General features: G+C 46.0%; 15 protein-coding genes. 3 read left to right on the forward strand and 12 right to left on the reverse strand.

All coding sequences use genetic code 11. From position 1 onward, the window contains the following. Positions 1 to 9: 9 nt before the first annotated feature. The 4 genes from AC6I3O_RS18665 to AC6I3O_RS18680 all read right to left on the reverse strand — a co-directional run bounded on the left by AC6I3O_RS18665 (position 10) and on the right by AC6I3O_RS18680 (position 5,270). Positions 10 to 1,281, reverse strand: coding sequence for a DegT/DnrJ/EryC1/StrS family aminotransferase (locus AC6I3O_RS18665; RefSeq protein WP_497852138.1), 1,272 nt, complete (start codon positions 1,279 to 1,281; stop codon positions 10 to 12). 69 nt (positions 1,282 to 1,350) lie between these two features. Further along, positions 1,351 to 1,836, reverse strand: a complete 486-nt coding sequence (locus AC6I3O_RS18670) for a hypothetical protein (protein ID WP_497852139.1) — start codon at positions 1,834 to 1,836, stop codon at positions 1,351 to 1,353. Between the two features lie 380 nt (positions 1,837 to 2,216). After that, positions 2,217 to 4,211 (reverse strand): glycoside hydrolase family 31 protein, encoded by a 1,995-nt coding sequence (locus AC6I3O_RS18675; protein WP_497852140.1) that lies wholly within the window; start codon positions 4,209 to 4,211, stop codon positions 2,217 to 2,219. A 153-nt stretch (positions 4,212 to 4,364) separates the two neighbouring features. Further along, positions 4,365 to 5,270, reverse strand: coding sequence for a DMT family transporter (locus AC6I3O_RS18680; protein WP_497852141.1), 906 nt, complete (start codon positions 5,268 to 5,270; stop codon positions 4,365 to 4,367). Between the two features lie 230 nt (positions 5,271 to 5,500). On the opposite strand from AC6I3O_RS18680, the gene AC6I3O_RS18685 reads away from it, so the two are divergent. Both AC6I3O_RS18685 and AC6I3O_RS18690 read left to right on the forward strand, forming a co-directional pair. Continuing rightward, the gene (locus tag AC6I3O_RS18685) at positions 5,501 to 6,157 is read left to right on the forward strand and encodes a TMEM164 family acyltransferase (RefSeq protein ID WP_497852142.1); all 657 of its coding nucleotides are present in this window, start codon (positions 5,501 to 5,503) and stop codon (positions 6,155 to 6,157) included. A 66-nt stretch (positions 6,158 to 6,223) separates the two neighbouring features. After that, a complete protein-coding gene (locus AC6I3O_RS18690; RefSeq protein WP_497852143.1) occupies positions 6,224 to 6,565 on the forward strand; it encodes a hypothetical protein in 342 nt (113 codons plus the stop codon). Between the two features lie 80 nt (positions 6,566 to 6,645). Here the strand turns inward: AC6I3O_RS18690 and AC6I3O_RS18695 are convergent, their stop codons facing one another. The 4 genes from AC6I3O_RS18695 to AC6I3O_RS18710 are packed head-to-tail and all read right to left on the reverse strand — an operon-like array spanning position 6,646 to position 10,243. Further along, positions 6,646 to 7,533 carry a YitT family protein gene (locus AC6I3O_RS18695; RefSeq protein ID WP_497852144.1) on the reverse strand — a complete coding sequence of 296 codons (888 nt, stop codon included), beginning with the start codon at positions 7,531 to 7,533 and terminating at the stop codon, positions 6,646 to 6,648. Next, positions 7,518 to 8,363: a MerR family transcriptional regulator gene (locus AC6I3O_RS18700; RefSeq protein ID WP_497852145.1), complete on the reverse strand. Its 846-nt coding sequence runs from the start codon at positions 8,361 to 8,363 to the stop codon at positions 7,518 to 7,520. Before AC6I3O_RS18700 ends, AC6I3O_RS18695 begins: the two co-directional genes overlap by 16 nt. Continuing rightward, on the reverse strand, positions 8,347 to 9,024 hold the full coding sequence (locus tag AC6I3O_RS18705; protein WP_497852146.1) for a hypothetical protein: 678 nt from the start codon (positions 9,022 to 9,024) through the stop codon (positions 8,347 to 8,349). The genes AC6I3O_RS18700 and AC6I3O_RS18705 overlap by 17 nt, the downstream gene beginning before the upstream one ends. Continuing rightward, the gene (locus AC6I3O_RS18710; protein ID WP_497852147.1) at positions 8,951 to 10,243 is read right to left on the reverse strand and encodes an ABC transporter permease; all 1,293 of its coding nucleotides are present in this window, start codon (positions 10,241 to 10,243) and stop codon (positions 8,951 to 8,953) included. The genes AC6I3O_RS18705 and AC6I3O_RS18710 overlap by 74 nt, the downstream gene beginning before the upstream one ends. A gap of 223 nt (positions 10,244 to 10,466) precedes the next feature. Between AC6I3O_RS18710 and AC6I3O_RS18715 the strand changes: the two genes are divergently transcribed. Continuing rightward, positions 10,467 to 11,321 (forward strand): hypothetical protein, encoded by an 855-nt coding sequence (locus AC6I3O_RS18715; RefSeq protein WP_497852148.1) that lies wholly within the window; start codon positions 10,467 to 10,469, stop codon positions 11,319 to 11,321. A 228-nt stretch (positions 11,322 to 11,549) separates the two neighbouring features. Here AC6I3O_RS18715 and AC6I3O_RS18720 read toward each other — a convergent pair whose 3' ends face one another. From AC6I3O_RS18720 to AC6I3O_RS18735, 4 genes are all read right to left on the reverse strand, one after another. Beyond that, a complete protein-coding gene (locus AC6I3O_RS18720; RefSeq protein WP_497852149.1) occupies positions 11,550 to 12,143 on the reverse strand; it encodes an ATPase in 594 nt (197 codons plus the stop codon). Next, on the reverse strand, positions 12,118 to 12,339 hold the full coding sequence (locus tag AC6I3O_RS18725; protein WP_497852150.1) for a hypothetical protein: 222 nt from the start codon (positions 12,337 to 12,339) through the stop codon (positions 12,118 to 12,120). Before AC6I3O_RS18725 ends, AC6I3O_RS18720 begins: the two co-directional genes overlap by 26 nt. A 703-nt stretch (positions 12,340 to 13,042) precedes the next feature. Beyond that, positions 13,043 to 14,884: an ABC transporter ATP-binding protein gene (locus tag AC6I3O_RS18730; RefSeq protein ID WP_497852151.1), complete on the reverse strand. Its 1,842-nt coding sequence runs from the start codon at positions 14,882 to 14,884 to the stop codon at positions 13,043 to 13,045. Between the two features lies 1 nt (position 14,885). Further along, entirely contained in the window at positions 14,886 to 17,102 is a 2,217-nt protein-coding gene (locus AC6I3O_RS18735) for an ABC transporter ATP-binding protein (RefSeq protein ID WP_497852152.1), read from the reverse strand. Positions 17,103 to 17,117: the final 15 nt, after the last annotated feature.

Consider the following 17,117-nt stretch of genomic DNA (forward strand, 5'->3'; position numbering starts at 1 on the left):
AATCGACTCCTACTCAAAACAAGCCCTTATAACTTCTACTACCCTATCTACCTGCTCCATATCCATCTTGTTATCAGATGGCAGACACAAGCCTCTGCTAAAAATATCAGCCCCAACATCAACTACATCCCCATCTATATAAGCGTTACTCCGCGCCCTTCCATTCCCATCCCTTACAATAAATCCATGGCTTCTATAAATAGGCTGCATATGCATCGGTTTCCAGATTGGACGGCCTTCTGCATTAATACTACTTATCGCCTCTAGTATCTCGGTTGGACAGCTTTTCCCATGCTCCGCCCTATACAGGGCTTCTTTCTCCCCGCGCACCTGGACGCACATTGCCTCCCTGTCAACCAAAACACAACTTAGCCAATAGTTCGGCGATCCGTACAACGGATTCATCTTTACCGGCAGACCTTTCAGCCCATCTCTGTACCTCTCATAAATCCTCTTCTTAGCTTCAATATGTTCCTCCAGAAAGCCCATCTGGCCTCTCACCACGCCCGCTATTACATTACTCATCCTGTAATTGTAACCAATCTCCTCATGCTGATACCAAGGGGCGTTTTCACGGCTCTGTGTGGACCATTTCCGAACCTTGTCACTATCTTCTTTCCTATCCGTCAGATATGCTCCGCCGGCAGAGCCTGTTATAATCTTGTTGCCATTAAAAGAGATAGCAGAGAAATCGCCGAATGTACCGGTCTGTCGGTTATGGAGCGACGCTCCAAACGACTCGGCTGCATCCTCAATGATTAATGCCTTGTGTTTCTCACAGATGGAGCGTATCTCATCCATCTTTCCGGGAGCGCCGTAAAGGTGAGCAAGTACGATGAGCTTAACTTCCGGGTAAATGGAGAAAGCCTTCTCCAACGCCGCCGGATCCATGTTCCATGTGTCATACTCCGTGTCGATAAACACAGGGATTGCCCCCTCGTATACAACAGGATTCACCGTAGCGCCAAAAGTCATATCAGAGCAGAATACTCTCCTTCCTTCCAGAGCGCCATGTCCCGCCTGCGGCTGTCCATACAGCCTCTCGCCGGCCAACTTGGCCGCCATATGTAAAGCGGCTGTACAGGCGGAAAGCGCTACCGCATATTTACTCCCAGTCTTCTCACAGATCAGCCTCTCAACCTCATTGATATTATCTCCGACTGTGGACATCCAGTTGGTTCTTATCGCTTCATCTACCCACTTCTGCTCATCCCCATGCATCGTAGGTGAAGAAAGCCACACTTTGGACCCAAACGGTTTAAAATCTTTTCTTACTAACATCCCTTTACTCTCCCACTTTTGCTCATTTCCATGCATAACAGGGGATGACTTTTCTGCCGTTCGGGCATTCTATACGGACTTCTCCGTTATCTCAAGTCCTGCCGGAATATAACGGCACCATGCATCTTTTCTATAATGCCTCAAATCATCTGCTATGCCCGCGATCTCAATTTTCGCCAATCGTTTATGCCGGTCAATCCTACGGATTCGGTTTTCCATTCCTTTCAATGGTCCATCTGTGACCTGTGCATTGCCTTCACGAATGATGCCTCTGGACATCTCCAGATGATGCTCTTTCCCGCAAAGGTTTCTCAGGATTTTTTCTTCCTCGGCGCCGATTCGAACCAGATATTGTTCTCCCCAGGCAAAAGCACAGCATTTCTCAAGCTCCTCTAACAAAACTTCCTCATTTCCACTTTCCAGAATTACATACTCTGGAAATAAAAGATGTCTTTCTAAATGCCATGCGCCTTCATACTGCCGCATCCTGTCATATGTTAATACAAAAATATCCCTACACGCTTTTGGAGACAGTTTTTCCTTGCATATTGTCAATATTTTCTGTTCTTCCTGCTTTTTGCAGGTCAATAAATACCAGATTCTAATCCCTTCTTTCGTTGAGTAGGATACTCTGCGAAAATTTTTAGAACAATTACTATGAAAAGTAATAGATTTTTAACCAAAGATACAGAAATCAAGTAATTTGGATTGAAGTAATCAGATTTTATCTTTTATTTTCTTTCGTGATTTTGCACCAAATTTTTACAAAAGACAATTTAGTATTGATTTATTGATTTGAGATAGTTATAATAGATATGCTGTTTAGAAAAAAAATCGCAGAGTATCCTACTCTGCGATTTTTATTTATAAACCTATCAATACCATGAAAGGCAAGCGCAACACGCGCCTGCCTCCCAACGTCAGATTTTACTCTTTTATTTCACCAATTCCCGATAACGCCCTTCCTTCTCATACTCTTTCGTTACCCCGTCGTCCTCATAGAGCATATACTTCGCCCCTGTAAATCCGACCGTCTCCATACGTCCCGTATCCAATTCCTCCACGCATCTCGCCGCCTTTACAAGAGGAATACATCTTCCTTCCCGGATAAACAGCGGAACCTCGTTAAGCGCCACTTCCACAAAATGATGCCCTTTCTCCAGAACCTCTTGCGTATACTGCCCATCCTCCGCGAACTTCACAAGCATCATCCGCTCAGGCAGATAGACATACCGTCCCTTCGCGTTCTGGGTATACACCGGCGCAATCATCGCCTCATCCCCCAGCATCACCTGGTCTTCCACATTTGCCGCAAACGAATCCTTTGGATACACGAACGCCAGCGGGCGGAAATACATATCATCGTTCAGCGCAGCCTTCACATATTCGCTGTATAAATAAGGAATTAACCGATACCTCGTCTCCACAATCCCGCGGAAATCCTCCACGCGCTCGAACTGGTACGCCTCCTGCTCCCTGGTTCCAAGCGCCGCATGATTGCGCATGAGCGGCGTAAATACCCCAAGGGCCATCCAACGCAGCACCAGGTCCCTTGTGGCATCCGCGTCAAATCCGCCCAAATCCGCCCCTGTGTACAGGAACCCGCACATGTTCAGCGACGGCATCATTTTTAAATTCAGCAATATATGCGACCACCAGGACTTATTATCCCCCGTCCAGATTCCGCCATACCGATGCATACCCACATAAGAAGAGCGTGAGAACAACAGAAGACGCTTATCTGGCGCTATCTCGTCGAAAGCCTCCCCGGCCGCCCTTGTCATATTGTAACCATAGAGGTTATGCACCTTGTCATGGCGAATCCGTTTTCCGTCCACACAATGATAAAATCTGCTGTAATCCGCCGAAGCGTTGGAAAGACCCGTGACTTTCCCCAACTCTTCCAACGGAATCCTGTCCACGTCTTCCCCTGCGTACTTGCGAAGAGTCTCCAAAAGCCCGTCCATGCCTTCACGGGAATAGAAAATCGCCGGCTCGTTCATATCATTCCAGAATCCCTCAATCCCCTGATCAATCAAGAAGCGATACTTTCCTCCAAACCATTTCCGGGCATCCTTATTCAAAACATCAGGGAAATGGGTATCCCCGGGCCAAACCGCCGCCACGAATTCACTGCCGTCCTCCCGTTTGCAGAAATACCCCTGTTCCACGCCTTCCTCATACACAGAATATCCTTCTTCTACCTTCACGCCGGCGTCGATAATCGGGACCAGACGAATCCCCTGAGCGCGCATCTCCTGTACAAACGCCGGAAAGTCCGGGAAATTCTCCTCATTTACGGTAAAGTCCTTATAATCCTGCATATAGTCAATATCCAGATAAATCATGTCGATTGGGATATCATTCTTCCGGTATCCTTCCGCGACTCTCACGAAATCTTCCTTCGTCTTATATCCCCAACGGCTCTGCCCGAACCCAAACCCGAACTTAGGCGGGATGTAGCTTCTGCCAATCATCTTACGGAACTGCTTCACAACGTCATACGCCGTCTCCCCTTCAATCAAATACAGGTACAAATCCGCCGATTCACAGCTCACCTCCAGGAAATCCGACCTTGTATAGCCGATGTCAAATGTAAGTTTAGCCGGATAATCGAAGAACAATCCAAAATTCTTCTCCCCGGAAACCACGATAAAATTATGCGCGCCATACAGGGAACGCTTATCTTCCGTGTGGTTCGGCTCGTCCGTACAATTACTGATATAACAGTATCCCCTCTTATTCAATCCCCGGTTCGCCTCGCCAAGCCCATAAACAACGTCATTTTCTGCCATCTCATAAGAGAATAAAAATCCATCTCTCAGTGAAACCTGTCCGATTCCCAGCTCCTCCGGTCCTCGCTCTGCCTCCATCATCCGCACTACGGCTTCTGTCTCAAAAGGCTCCCCATACACATATTTACGTACCATACGATATCTTCCTCCTTGCTCCCATATACTAAACTCTATTATATTATAGTTTCTGCGCTATTTCTAACACTATCCATACGCAAAACACTATTATTTTGACCTTTTGCTCATTTACAAAGATATCCCCGACATGGCATACTTCCATGTGTTTCTTTACGGACGTGGATTTTTTCCCGGAATCTGCGCAAGGATAATCGCCGCGAACATCAACACACATCCTATGGATTCCCGCATGGAAAGCCGCTCTCCTAACACAATCCAGCCTGCCAGTACGGAAAAACAAGACTCAAGGCTTAAAATCAACGATGCAATCGCAGGGTTCATATCCTTCTGCCCGATAATCTGCAAGGTATACCCAACGCCGCAGGACATCACCCCTGCATACAGAAGGGGCAGCCAGCCATTTAGCATTGCCCCAATCTTAGGTGTTTCTAACAGGAACATAAAGGGCAGCGACGCGATTCCGCACACGAAGAACTGGATGCAGGACATTTTCACCCCGTCAACCTTCGGGGAAAAATAATCAATCACAAGAATATGTAGGGAAAATACCAACGCACAGGCAAAAATCAGGACATCCCCCTTCCCAACCGTAAATTTCTCCGTCATACACAGGAAATACAGCCCGGCAAGCGCAATGGCCACCGCAGCCCACACCTTCCATCCAATCTTTTTCTTTAAGAATATGCCCAGCACAGGAACGATTACAATGTAACATGCGGTAATAAATCCTGCCTTTCCCGCCGTGGTAAATTGGATTCCAATCTGCTGGAGGCTGCTGGCGGCAAACAACAGCAGACCGCATGCAATCCCTCCGAAAACCATGTCTTTGCGTTCCCTACGTACATCGCCGCTCCCCGGCTCTTTTCCTACGCCGTCCTTTCGGTTCATCTTCTGGAGAATTGCGATACACGGCAGCAGCGCCGCCCCGCCAATCAAGCTCCGGACTCCGTTGAATGTAAACGGCTCCAGATAATCCATGCCCACGCTCTGGGCTACAAATGCCGTTCCCCAGATAAATGCGGTCAACACTAATATCAATGCATTCTTTGTCTTCATACTTTCCTACCACCTCACAAAAATTGAAAGACCTGCCGCAGATAACCTTGACAGCCCTTTTACACATGCCTTAACATTATAGCATACCTTATTGGACAAAGTCCACCCGCCCGCAGGGCTTGCATTACGGTGTGCTCTCGGGGTATACCTTAATGGACGAAGTCCATCCGTGATGTATGCACCGCCTGTCACAGGGCAAAAATACGAATATGACTTCTTAGGAGATTGACATGAAAAAGCATAGCATAGAATATAAAAAATTCCTATTTTACTGTGGTATTCTGATGTTATTAAGCGAGCTATGGAAACAATTCTGCCTTACTTACATCGTGAATCACGGAACATATAGTTGGTGGCATTTTCCGTTCCAGCTGTGCAGTATCCCAATGTATATCTGCCTTGCGTTCCCTGTTATCCCATCCGAACACGCCTGCCGTCTGATGCTGACATTTTTAATGGATTTCGGGCTGCTTGGCGGTATCTTCACATTTTTTGATACCACAGGCATGTACTACCCCTACTTTCCTCTGACTGTCCATTCTTTTGCATGGCACATCCTGCTGATTCTCATCGGAATCTACGCCGGACGAACCGGGAAGGCTGACGCCTCCTTCAAAGGATTTGCCCAAAGCGCAGGAATCTTCCTGTCCTGCTGCCTTCTTGCTACTTTATTCAATCTGATTTTCCACCCCTTAGGGAGAATCAACATGTTCTATATCAGCCCTTACTACCAGATGGGACAGATTGTATTTCGGAAAATTGCAAGGATATGGGGTAATACAGCCGGGATTCTATGCTACCTGATTGCAATCCTCGTTGGTGCAGGACTTCTCCACCTCATATGGAAGCAAGTTCTAAAACAATCTCTAAATACGCCAAGCCCTTGATTCTGCCGCCGAAGATTTGTATAATGGAAATAACAGAAAATCACTCAAAATAGTGGAGGTGCTCGAATGATAACAGGACAATTATTAAAATCCCCCGGATTCTTATACCAAATCGGAAACACCTATTACTATCTCGGCAAATGGATTTGCCGGGAATGTACGGAAGTAGACGCGACCGACTGCGTCACCATGTACAATATGTGCCGCAGCGGGCAGGAGGAGCCGGATACCGCCGTGTATTTCAATAAGATCCGCGCCTACAGTGACTTCGCGCTGGAAGTCCCATGTAACCCGGCAAAGACAAAAGCTGACATGACGGCCCTGATTGACAGCCTTCCGGACGCATCCCTCCAATCGCTGAAAACACAATTCCAGCATTTTGAGGAAGACTATTCAAAATATTGCTAAACCGGCAATACCGAAAGGCATCCTTAGAAAACGACAGGGATGCTCTCCAACAATCCCTAAGAGCATCCCATTCTTTTCTTTTATAATCTCTTTTCAAAATTCCCGACCACCGCAGAACCTTCCGTCAGAATCATAAATGCATTCGGGTCAATGCTGTGTACGATATGCTTAATCTGATTCACCTCGTATTTGGATACCATGACAAACAGAATATAAGACCGCATCTGCGTATAAGCGCCCTCCCCGTCCCAGGTAGTCACGCCACGCCCTGTCTGCTCCATGATTGCCTTGGATATGCCCAGTTTCTTGGTAAATATCATCACACTCGTATTAATATTCTGAATATGTACCTTATCAACCGTCAATGCAAATACAGTCGCATAAATCAGAGAATACACGACAATCTCAATATCGAACATAAAAAGACAGATTCCGTATACCACCAGGTTCAACAGGATATTGACCTGTCCTACGCTAATGTTCCGATATTTCTTCGCACAGCACACGCCAATAATATCCGGGCCTCCCGCAGTCCCGCGTCCTCGAAGAATCATACCGCTTCCGGCTCCTGCAATCATCCCGCCGATGATACATGCCGTCAGATAATCCTCAATAATCGGTGCAGCCGGCACGGGAACCATCACCAGAAAGATACTGATAACAGTCGTACCGAACAGGGACTTGAGAAAAAATCCCTTTCCCATCACCCGATACCCCATAATAAACAATGGTATATTCAAAATATAATAAATCCCACCGGCAATATCCATCCCCGGCGGCATCTGGAAATGAAGCACACTGACCAGGAATGTACGAATCAACTGTGCAATTCCCATAAATCCTCCGTTATACAAATCTAACGGCGTAATCAGCATATTAAGGCCCACCGCATAAGTCAGGCATCCAATCACAATATACGCTCCCTGAGTCAGGTTTTCCTTCTTCTTCCCATTCATCTTCTCCAACATGTTATACTTATCCCTCTCTTTTTCACATTCATGTTTTCACGCTCCACCCTGAACTGCAGCTCTGTAATGTGCTCCTCTACCCTCTCCGACACATGGATGTCCACCCACAGAATCTCATACACGTCGCTTGCCATCCGATACCCATTCTCTCTGGCATAATCCAGGAGTTTGGGCAGGAAATAATAGTTCTGCCCACAATCCCCACAATAGCTAAGGGTCAGATAGTCCCCTCCCCGTATCACGGCGTCCCCCTTTGCATCAATGATGAACACCCCGGAATATTCCCTGCATCGGTTATTTCCGGCGCTTTCTTTGGGAATCACCGAACCGATACGGTTACTTCCTATAATGTACAGGGTCTCAGGACTTTTATTCAAAAGCTGCTTAATGAGTACGTCCATTTCCTCATCCTGCCGATAGCCCTCCTCAATATAATGGCAGTTCCTATCTGGCAAATGGCAAAGCCTCACCTTTCCCATCTCCTGATGGCCGCACTCTTCAAGCATACGGACACGCTCTTTGACATTCCTTTGAAGCCGCCTTAATTCCTCTTGTTTCTTTTGAATCATATGCAGTTCTTCTTCCAGTAACGCCTTGGTAGTACTCACGGTATGATCCTTGAGGTATACCCCGATTTGTTCCATCGAAAATCCTAATTCCCTCAGCTCCCGTATGACATTGAGCCGCCAGATATCTTCTGTGCGGTATAGGCGGTATTGGTTCTCTCCCCGTTTTGGCTTTAGGATGCCAATCTTCTCATAGTACCGCAGAGAATCTGGACCGATATGGTACAATTTTGATATCTCACCGATTTTAAAATATTTCTCCATATTCCTTTTCCCATACCCTCTTTCTGACCGCCCTTGCCAGATATGCCCCATACACAGCCTGTATCAAGCAAAATACTGCCACAACACAAATCCATTCCCTGCACTGCTCCCAAGCGAACCGAAAGCCGCCGCCCTCTGCAAAGAAATGATACTTAGAATTCTGAAGAAGAAAGACTGCAAGGATTTCCAAATGGCAGATTACCGCCATGAATATTCCAAACACAGCAGGAATCCAGACGAGCTGCCGGACTTCTTTTCCTATCTCCCTACGCATTCCGATTTCCGTCATTCCAATATCTGACAAGAACCGATATTTCTTTTCCAAATCCGGAATCTCCGAGAAAAACCGAATACTGAGCATGGAAAGTCCCACGATTACAAGGAGAATCCCACAGAATCCATAGATTGCGGATGAAATCTCATCCACAAGCTTTTCTGTGTTCAACGCCTCCTTCCTTGTGAGGAGCAAAGCCTCAGGATGCCCTTTCCGAAATTGCTCCTGCTTATCCAGTATTACGTCCTGCTTGCCTTCCTCCATATCTTGCAGCAACAGAATACGGGACTTTCCCATCTCCCCAGCTATTTTTTCATAATAATTCTTTTGCTGCTCCTTCCAGACGGATTGGAATGGAATCCTCGCCCGACCAATCCGCCAATGCATTAGACGCATCCGTCTCATCGTGCTGGATGCACAGCAGGATTTCCCCGGTCTCAAGGGCAACGCTTTCGTCGGTCATCCTCTCATATTCTGAAGCCGCCATGCCAATAAAATACATGCCTGTCTCACTTTGCAGTTCCGTATAAGGAATCATTTGCATCCCTTGCAGGGCGTCTTCCCTACGGCAGACTCCTTCCCACTCCCTTGCTTCCGTCCAATCCATGCTTCCAATCAGGTCATGGGGATATCTCCATCCATATACTTGCGGATTGTTGTCCGCGAATATCTGTATGTTGCCGCCCACATAATAGAGCGCCGTATAATGAATGAGCAAGACTGCGAAAATAATATTCCGGTAAGCCGATACACGAAAGCTCATACTGCGGGCGGAAACCAGATGTTTGACAAAGCGCTCCGGGTTTCGCTCCATATATGCCAGCACAATCGACATTCCGGAGGATAACAAAAGATAGATTCCGGCTATGTAGGAGAAGAATTCTAGAATTTCCTTACTCACAATCTGTTTTAAAAACACAGGCCAGTATGCTATCGTAAACCTTACTGTCAGGCTTAGAATAATCAGGCATATCCCCAATATCCCGGTCCGTATGCTGCTCTTTCTGCTTTTTAATTTTTCCGGCTTTGCCGTCTCATTGGCAAGTTCGGACAAGTCCCGGTTCGCCGTCCTGATTAACAGATAGAACACGGCACAGGCAATATAACCAAGACTTAAAGCCGCCGTCTTTGCACATACCAGGCACATATCTATCCCCCAACTGACCTCTCCTACAGGAAATCCGGCACTTTTCAGGATTATGTATGCAACGGCAGTCAGCGCCATACCGGATAAGACCCCGGCAATGAAGGTGATGCCCCAAATGGACAGATACTCGGCAACAAGAAGCAGGAACATTTTCTTCTTCCGAATTCCCAGAATCAACAATAATCCGTACTCCCTGAGACGATCTTTCATATAAGGAAGGGTCAGGTTCAACGCCAGAAACAGTCCGGAAATCATTCCTACGGCAGTAAATGTATGGATACTGGCAGCCAGGCTTCCATAATTGTAAGCAATCCAAAGTGTGGATGACTCCTCGATTACAGTTCCAAGAAACATAAGAGAGAAAATGAATGCAAGGCTGAATATAATTCCAGCCAGCAAGGGAGCGTGATTGCGTATATTGGTTTTCAGGTTCTTTAATATAAATTTTCGATAAACCATGGGATTTTCACCTCAATTTCCTTAAAAACGCCCCTCCGGCCACTTTCAATAAATAAAGTATATCAGAAAAATATTTAAAAATCTACTGTCTGCACCAGAAACGCACATCACTATAAACCTAATAATAATCTTAATTTTCGATTGGATCTTGCCGATAAATATATATAGTATACCATCGAATATTTTTGAGCGTGGAAGATGACAGGACTTATGGTTCTAGGAGGTGAATATTTTGAATTTTTTTATGATGCAGTCATTAGGCACATATACAAAAAATATGGCAATGCAGATGAAGTGGCAGCAAAAGAAAGAGAATAATGACTTCACTGCTGATGGAAGCACAAAGCTGACTGATCCAATTGCACGGCAGGCAGAAGAGATCCGAAGGGCACAGGCAGACGGCTCATCCAAGATTTCTTCAGAGATCAGGGCGAAGCTGGCAACCGGCAAGAAGCTGACGCAAGAGGAGATGCAGTATCTCCAAAAGAATGATCCTCAGACCTATCAGAAAGCGAAAGCGATTGAAGAAGAACAGAAAAGTTATGAGGAAGAACTAAAGAGATGTGAGACAAAGGAAGACGTCCAACGCATTCGGATGAATCGTACGGCTGCTTCCCTAAGCGTAGTGAATAGTGTTAAGAGTAATCCCGCTATCCCTGAGAGCGCAAAGCTTGGCATCATCTGGCAGGAACTCCAGAAAAATATGGCTTTGGAAGAAACTATAAGCGCTTTTATCAAAAGCGGTAAGTATTCCCAACTTCCCACAGAGGCAGAAAAACTTGAGGCCGAGAAAGCTCTCAAAGAAGCGAAAGACACCGAAGCAAAAACCGAAGTTCCCGCAGAAAACACTATTGAAACGGAGAAAAATGAAGCGATTTCAGATGATGAAACGAAAGACGTTACATTTGATGAATCTGCGCAAAGCAGCCGTTTTGCATTGCAAGAGCGCAGGATGACTCTTACGGAGGCTGAAACAACACCGGAAGTTCTAAAAGTAAAACGGGCAAAAGCCCATACGGCGTACAAAGCGAATCAACTTGAACCGATTGAGCAAATTATGGATTTAAAAATTGAATAAAAATGCCGAAAGCTTGTAAAGGACAAAATTTTTGCCTTGACGGGCTTTCAGCATTTTATGCAAAATATTCAAACAGTAACAAAGGCAGGCAAATTGCCTTGAAACAGCACATCTTATACAATTTTATTCATTTCATATGGATTCATCAAGACGTAAAAACGGAAGAACAAAAAAATTGTGCGGATGCTTCTGAAATCTCTTTTGCAATACCCAAATTTATAGTTCTACTCAATTCAGATTTTTCTTTTGCATATCAGAAACACCTGTCAAAGCACAGATATCCCCAAAATACCAGTCATCACATTCATCAAAATACATCAATTCTTTTCTCTTCTTAAATATCCGAAATGGTCTGTCGGCTGAATTATCATATATATGGCAAATATCACAGACCTTAATCAAATTTTTAACCAAAGCCAGCGCCCTGTCATATCTTGTTATTATTTTCTCTTTCGGTACATCATGCCCGCCAGATTCTACTCTTGCCTTCACACGCCATACATTGATCATTGGATCTGCTGTAAGAATATAATAGCAGCGTATAAAATACCCTTTTTCCTTTGCCCTTTCTAACAATTTTAAATTCCGCTCTGTTGACAGCACCGTTTCAAAGCAAAATTCCCTCATCTGCTCCATATGCTCTTCCCGCTGTTTTTCGGCCAATTGTGCAGCTTCTAAATCGGAACACTTTAAGTATTTCTTAATTTCATCTGCATTTATATAGTCTATTGGAGGTTTTAGCAATTGTGTATACGTACTCTTACCAGAACCGTTCGGACCTGCGAAAACAACGATTTCAGGCTTCTTTTGAAACTCGTTCACCGTAACGCTCCTTTCTCATCCTTTTTCCTACTTCCGTTCGGGTTCCATCCTCATTTTCCCGATATATGATTTGGCTTTCCCTGTCATATATAACCGTTGGAATTCCTAATGCTCTGTTCTTCTCTAACTCAATTCTTACTGCCGCATTCGCACGCTTGATAACTGTCTCATCAGATATATATTCTTCTCTCTTCATATCCTACACCTTCTTTCCTCGTCAAACTCCCTTTACAGATCCTGAACATCTATTGTTCGGTTTTGCAGACCATATTTTTCAAACTTATATCGAATATAATCTGAAAAATCTTCTTCATGCGTAGACAAAATAAACTGGTATTCTTTAAAATCTGTCCTTAAAACTTCACAAAAAGATGCAACATTCAGTTCGTCCATAGTCTGAATCGGATCATCAATAAATACACATCTTATACTGTCCTGTGCGTATATTTTATTTAATGTAAGAGCAATAGAGATAGCCACAGCAGATAATTATTCATCCATATGCCCAAGCCACCTTGAAAAGCAAAATCACGAGTTACTTCTATTATTGCCCAAGTTCCAATTCCCTTTCCTCTCTCTGTCGTATGGTAAGGGCATTAATTTTAGTGTTAATAATTTTCTACATCTTCATCTTTAGCAAGCCGAATTAAATATCCATCTTTTTCACTAATCATATCTCATTTAATAATTCCTCCTACATTTTCCACTTCACCTCTATACACATTATATCATACTGTTATAAGCATTGTCATTTCTTTTCTGCCTTTGAAAATTTACTTATCAGTCCATGATTTGTAAAGGGTACTTTTCAGCATTACTTACGCAACAAGCCCATGACAAACCATAGACTAATAAGTTTTGAAATAATCAAGTAGGATATCCTTTACAGACTATATACCTTACGCACTCCTCTCAAACTGCGAATTGTAAAGCTCAGCATAGAACCCTCCCTTATTCAGCAGTTCTTCATGGTTCCCCTGCTCGATGATATCCCCGTCCTTCATCACCAGAATCAAGTCTGCATCCCGAATCGTAGACAGCCTGTGGGCGATAATAAAACTGGTCCTCCCCCGCATCAGGTTATCCATCGCCTTCTGTATCCTTACCTCGGTACGGGTATCTACGGAACTGGTGGCTTCATCCAGAATCAAAATCTTCGGGTCTGCAAGAATCGCCCGCGCAATGGTCAACAACTGCTTCTGCCCCTGAGAAACATTGTTCGCCTCCTCATTCAGCTCCATCTCGTAACCGCCTGGAAGTGTCTGCACAAACCGGTCTACATAAGCCGCCTTTGCCGCCTCCACCACTTCTTCGTGGGTTGCGTCAAGCTTCCCATAACGGATATTGTCCTCAATACTCCCCTTAAACAGCCACGTATCCTGTAATACCATCCCGAACATTTCCCTAAGCTCGCTCCGGTTGAAATCCCGGATATCATGCCCGTCAACCTTAATAGAGCCGCTGTTTACGTCATAGAAACGCATGACCAGCTTCACCATGGTCGTCTTTCCCGCCCCGGTAGGCCCGACGATGGCAATCTTCTGCCCTGGCTCCACCTTAGCGCTGAAGTCATGGATAATGGTATGCTCCGGATTGTATCCAAACCGTACATGTTCAAACTCAACGCGGCCTTCCAGTCCCTTGATGGAAACCGCATCCGGCACAGTCTGGTCTTCCTCCTCTTCCTCTAAGAATTCAAACACCCGCTCAGAAGCTGCCGCCGTAGACTGGAGCATGTTCGCCACCTGGGCGACCTGCTGGATTGGCTGGGTGAAATTCCGCACATACTGGATAAAGGACTGGATATCCCCCACCTCAATCACATCCTTTATGGCAAGCCATCCTCCAAGGATTACCACAGCCACATAACCCAGATTTCCTACAAACTGCATAATCGGCATCATCATTCCGGACAAGAACTGCGACTTCCACGCCGACTCATACAGGATATCGTTATCCCTGTCAAACTCCGCAATCACGTCTGTTTCTTTATTAAACGCCTTCACGATGTTGTGTCCGCCGTAGACTTCCTCCACTTGTCCGTTCACATGACCAAGATACTCCTGCTGGTTCTTGAAATATTTCTGGGAACGCTTCACGATTACGGAAATCAACCCCACGGAAACCGGAAGTATCAACAGCGCAATCAGCGTCATAAGCGGGCTGATGCTCAGCATCATCACAAGCACGCCGATAATCGTCGTCACGGAAGTAATGAGCTGCGTCGCACTCTGGTTCAAACTCTGGCTCAGCGTATCCACATCATTGGTAATCCGCGACAGGACCTCCCCATGGGGCTGCCTGTCGAAATAGTTCATAGGAAGACGGTTAATCTTCTCCGAAATCTCCTTGCGCATCCGATAGGTCAATTTCTGGGAAACACCGGTCATAATATAACCTTGGATAAATGAAAATAACGCGCTGCACACATACAGCCCCATGAGCAGAATCAGGATTCTGCCAATCTTGTCAAAATCAATTCCCGCTCCGCCTGAAATCTTTCCTACTAATCCGTTAAAAATCTCCGTCGTAGCCTTCCCCAAAATCTTCGGTCCCAATATATTAAATATGGTACTTCCTATGGCAAATATGGCTACAAATAAAAATGGAATCTTATACATTCCAAGATACGACATGAGTTTCTTCATCGTACCTTTGAAATCCTTTGCCTTCTCTCCCGGCATACCATGTCCGCCATGTCCCATACCCGGTCCTCTATGTCCCATACCTCGTCTCGCCATATCAGCCCACCTCCTTCATGTCGTTTTCCAGCTCCTTCTCGGATAGCTGTGACGATGCAATCTGATAATATTCCTCGCAATTCTTCAAAAGCTCCCTGTGCGTCCCCTTGCCCACAATCTTTCCGTCGTCCAGCACAAGAATCTGCTCCGCATGAAGAATCGTGCTGATTCGCTGTGCGACAATCAGTACCGTACTCTTTGCCGTCTTTTCCTTCAGCGCGTTCCTAAGCTTTACATCCGTCTTATAGTCAAGCGCCGAGAAACTGTCGTCGAAAATATACACATCCGGATGTTTCGCAATGGCTCTCGCAATGGATAACCTCTGCTTCTGCCCGCCTGATACGTTGGAGCCTCCCTGCGCAATAGGGCTTTGGTATTTTTTCTGTTTCTCCTCGATGAACTCTGACGCCTGGGCAATTTCTGCCGCCTTACGCATCTCCTCCTCACTCCCCTCTGGATTCCCGTACAGGATATTGGATGCGATATCACCGGAGAACAGGACGCCCTTCTGGGGCACATAACCAAGCCTCTCCCTTAGCTCTCTCTGGGAAATATCCCGGATATCCACGCCGTCAATGGTAATCTTCCCTTCTGTGACATCGTAGAAGCGCGGGAGCAGATTGACCAAAGTGGATTTGCCGCTTCCCGTACTTCCAATCAGAGCCGTGGTCTTTCCCGGTTCCGCCGTAAATGAGATGTCATGCAGCACATCCTCCTTGGCCCCGGGATAACGGAAGGAAACATGGTCAAACCTTACCTCTCCGTTACCATTTTCCCCAAAATGAACCGGATTATCAGGGTCATGGATCAATGTGCTGCTGGTCAGGATTTCATCCACACGGTCTGCCGAAACAGCCGCCCTTGGCAGCATGACGGATATCATACAAATCATGAGGAAGGACATGATAATCTGCATGGTGTACTGGATAAATGCCATCATATCCCCCACCTGCATGCTTCCGTCGTTGATGCTGTGTCCTCCCACCCATACAATCAGTACGGCAATGCCATTCATAATCAGCATCATGAAGGGCATCATAAAGGTCATGGCGCGGTTCACGAACAGGTTGGTCTTCGTCAGATCCTTATTTGCGCCGTCAAAACGCTTCTCCTCGTACTTTTCCGTACTGAACGCACGAATGACCTGAAGCCCCGTCAGTATCTCGCGGCTGACCAGATTCAGCCGGTCTACCATACTCTGTACAATCTTAAACTTTGGCATTACCACGGCGAACAGGACGACAACGACCATGACAATCAGCGCGACTGCAAGCGCGATAATCCACGACATATCCACATTGGTACGGAACACTTTGAAGATTCCTCCCGCCGCCATAATCGGCGCATACAATACCATCCTGAGAATCATCACCGTCAATAACTGAATCTGCTGGATATCGTTGGTGCTTCGGGTAATCAGGGAGGCCGTGGAAAATTTATCAAACTCGCCGTTGGAGAATCCCACTACCTTGCGGAATACATCCTTTCTCAGTCCCCGCCCGACCTTCGCGCCTACGCGGGACGCCATCAGGCCTACGATAATACTGGCAAGCATTCCCAATGCCGCCAAGGCAAGCATCTTCCCTCCTGTCCGGAGGATATAGCGCGTTTCGATCCGGTCGGTATCAACTCCTATTTTCTCGTAAGCATTTTGAATATAGATTGCGGCGGACTGCTCTACCATGGTTTCTGGCATGGCGGAAAACTGCTCTTCAATCTCTGCAACAAGGGAATCGCGCTGAGAGCCATCCATCTGCTCCTTCATCTGGCGCTCCATCTCCGCCGTGGATTCACTGCCGGAATCAAACCCGGCGCACAGAAGCATAGGCTTGCCAAGAATCTCCGAGAGTTCTTCCATTTTCTCTCCATCTTCCCTGATATCCTTAGAAAGCTCCATCACATTTCCCTCTGGACCGCTTTCCCCGGAGATATTCCTATCATAAGCATATAATCCGGAAGAGCCAGAGCCTGGCTCATAAGCCTCCCTCACCGTTTCCTGCCTCTTTGAAGGCACGAACAACAATAAATGATTAAAATCTTCCTCACTGATTACATAGGGAACCTTTTCGTCAATTCCTTTCTGCTGTATCCCTACATTGACAATATCCGATGTATATGTGGGCAAGGATAAATCGCAGTACGCCTGCACCATCAATACGCAGAAAATCGCTATGACTGAACCGGCAAATGGCCTTAAAAATTTGAATAACTTTCCCATATCTCACCTTTCCTT

Source organism: Sporofaciens sp. St.21A7 (assembly GCF_059728535.1).

Coding starts and splice junctions, on each gene's coding strand:
- AC6I3O_RS18725 (WP_497852150.1), bottom strand. CDS start 12,339: ATGAAGAGAGAAGAATATATATCTGATGAGACAGTTATCAAGCGTGCG.
- AC6I3O_RS18680 (WP_497852141.1), bottom strand. CDS start 5,270: ATGAAGACAAAGAATGCATTGATATTAGTGTTGACCGCATTTATCTGG.
- AC6I3O_RS18710 (WP_497852147.1), bottom strand. CDS start 10,243: ATGGTTTATCGAAAATTTATATTAAAGAACCTGAAAACCAATATACGC.
- AC6I3O_RS18695 (WP_497852144.1), bottom strand. CDS start 7,533: ATGTTGGAGAAGATGAATGGGAAGAAGAAGGAAAACCTGACTCAGGGA.
- AC6I3O_RS18700 (WP_497852145.1), bottom strand. CDS start 8,363: ATGGAGAAATATTTTAAAATCGGTGAGATATCAAAATTGTACCATATC.
- AC6I3O_RS18735 (WP_497852152.1), bottom strand. CDS start 17,102: ATGGGAAAGTTATTCAAATTTTTAAGGCCATTTGCCGGTTCAGTCATA.
- AC6I3O_RS18675 (WP_497852140.1), bottom strand. CDS start 4,211: ATGGTACGTAAATATGTGTATGGGGAGCCTTTTGAGACAGAAGCCGTA.
- AC6I3O_RS18730 (WP_497852151.1), bottom strand. CDS start 14,884: ATGGCGAGACGAGGTATGGGACATAGAGGACCGGGTATGGGACATGGC.
- AC6I3O_RS18690 (WP_497852143.1), top strand. CDS start 6,224: ATGATAACAGGACAATTATTAAAATCCCCCGGATTCTTATACCAAATC.
- AC6I3O_RS18705 (WP_497852146.1), bottom strand. CDS start 9,024: ATGCATTGGCGGATTGGTCGGGCGAGGATTCCATTCCAATCCGTCTGG.
- AC6I3O_RS18665 (WP_497852138.1), bottom strand. CDS start 1,281: ATGTTAGTAAGAAAAGATTTTAAACCGTTTGGGTCCAAAGTGTGGCTT.
- AC6I3O_RS18685 (WP_497852142.1), top strand. CDS start 5,501: ATGAAAAAGCATAGCATAGAATATAAAAAATTCCTATTTTACTGTGGT.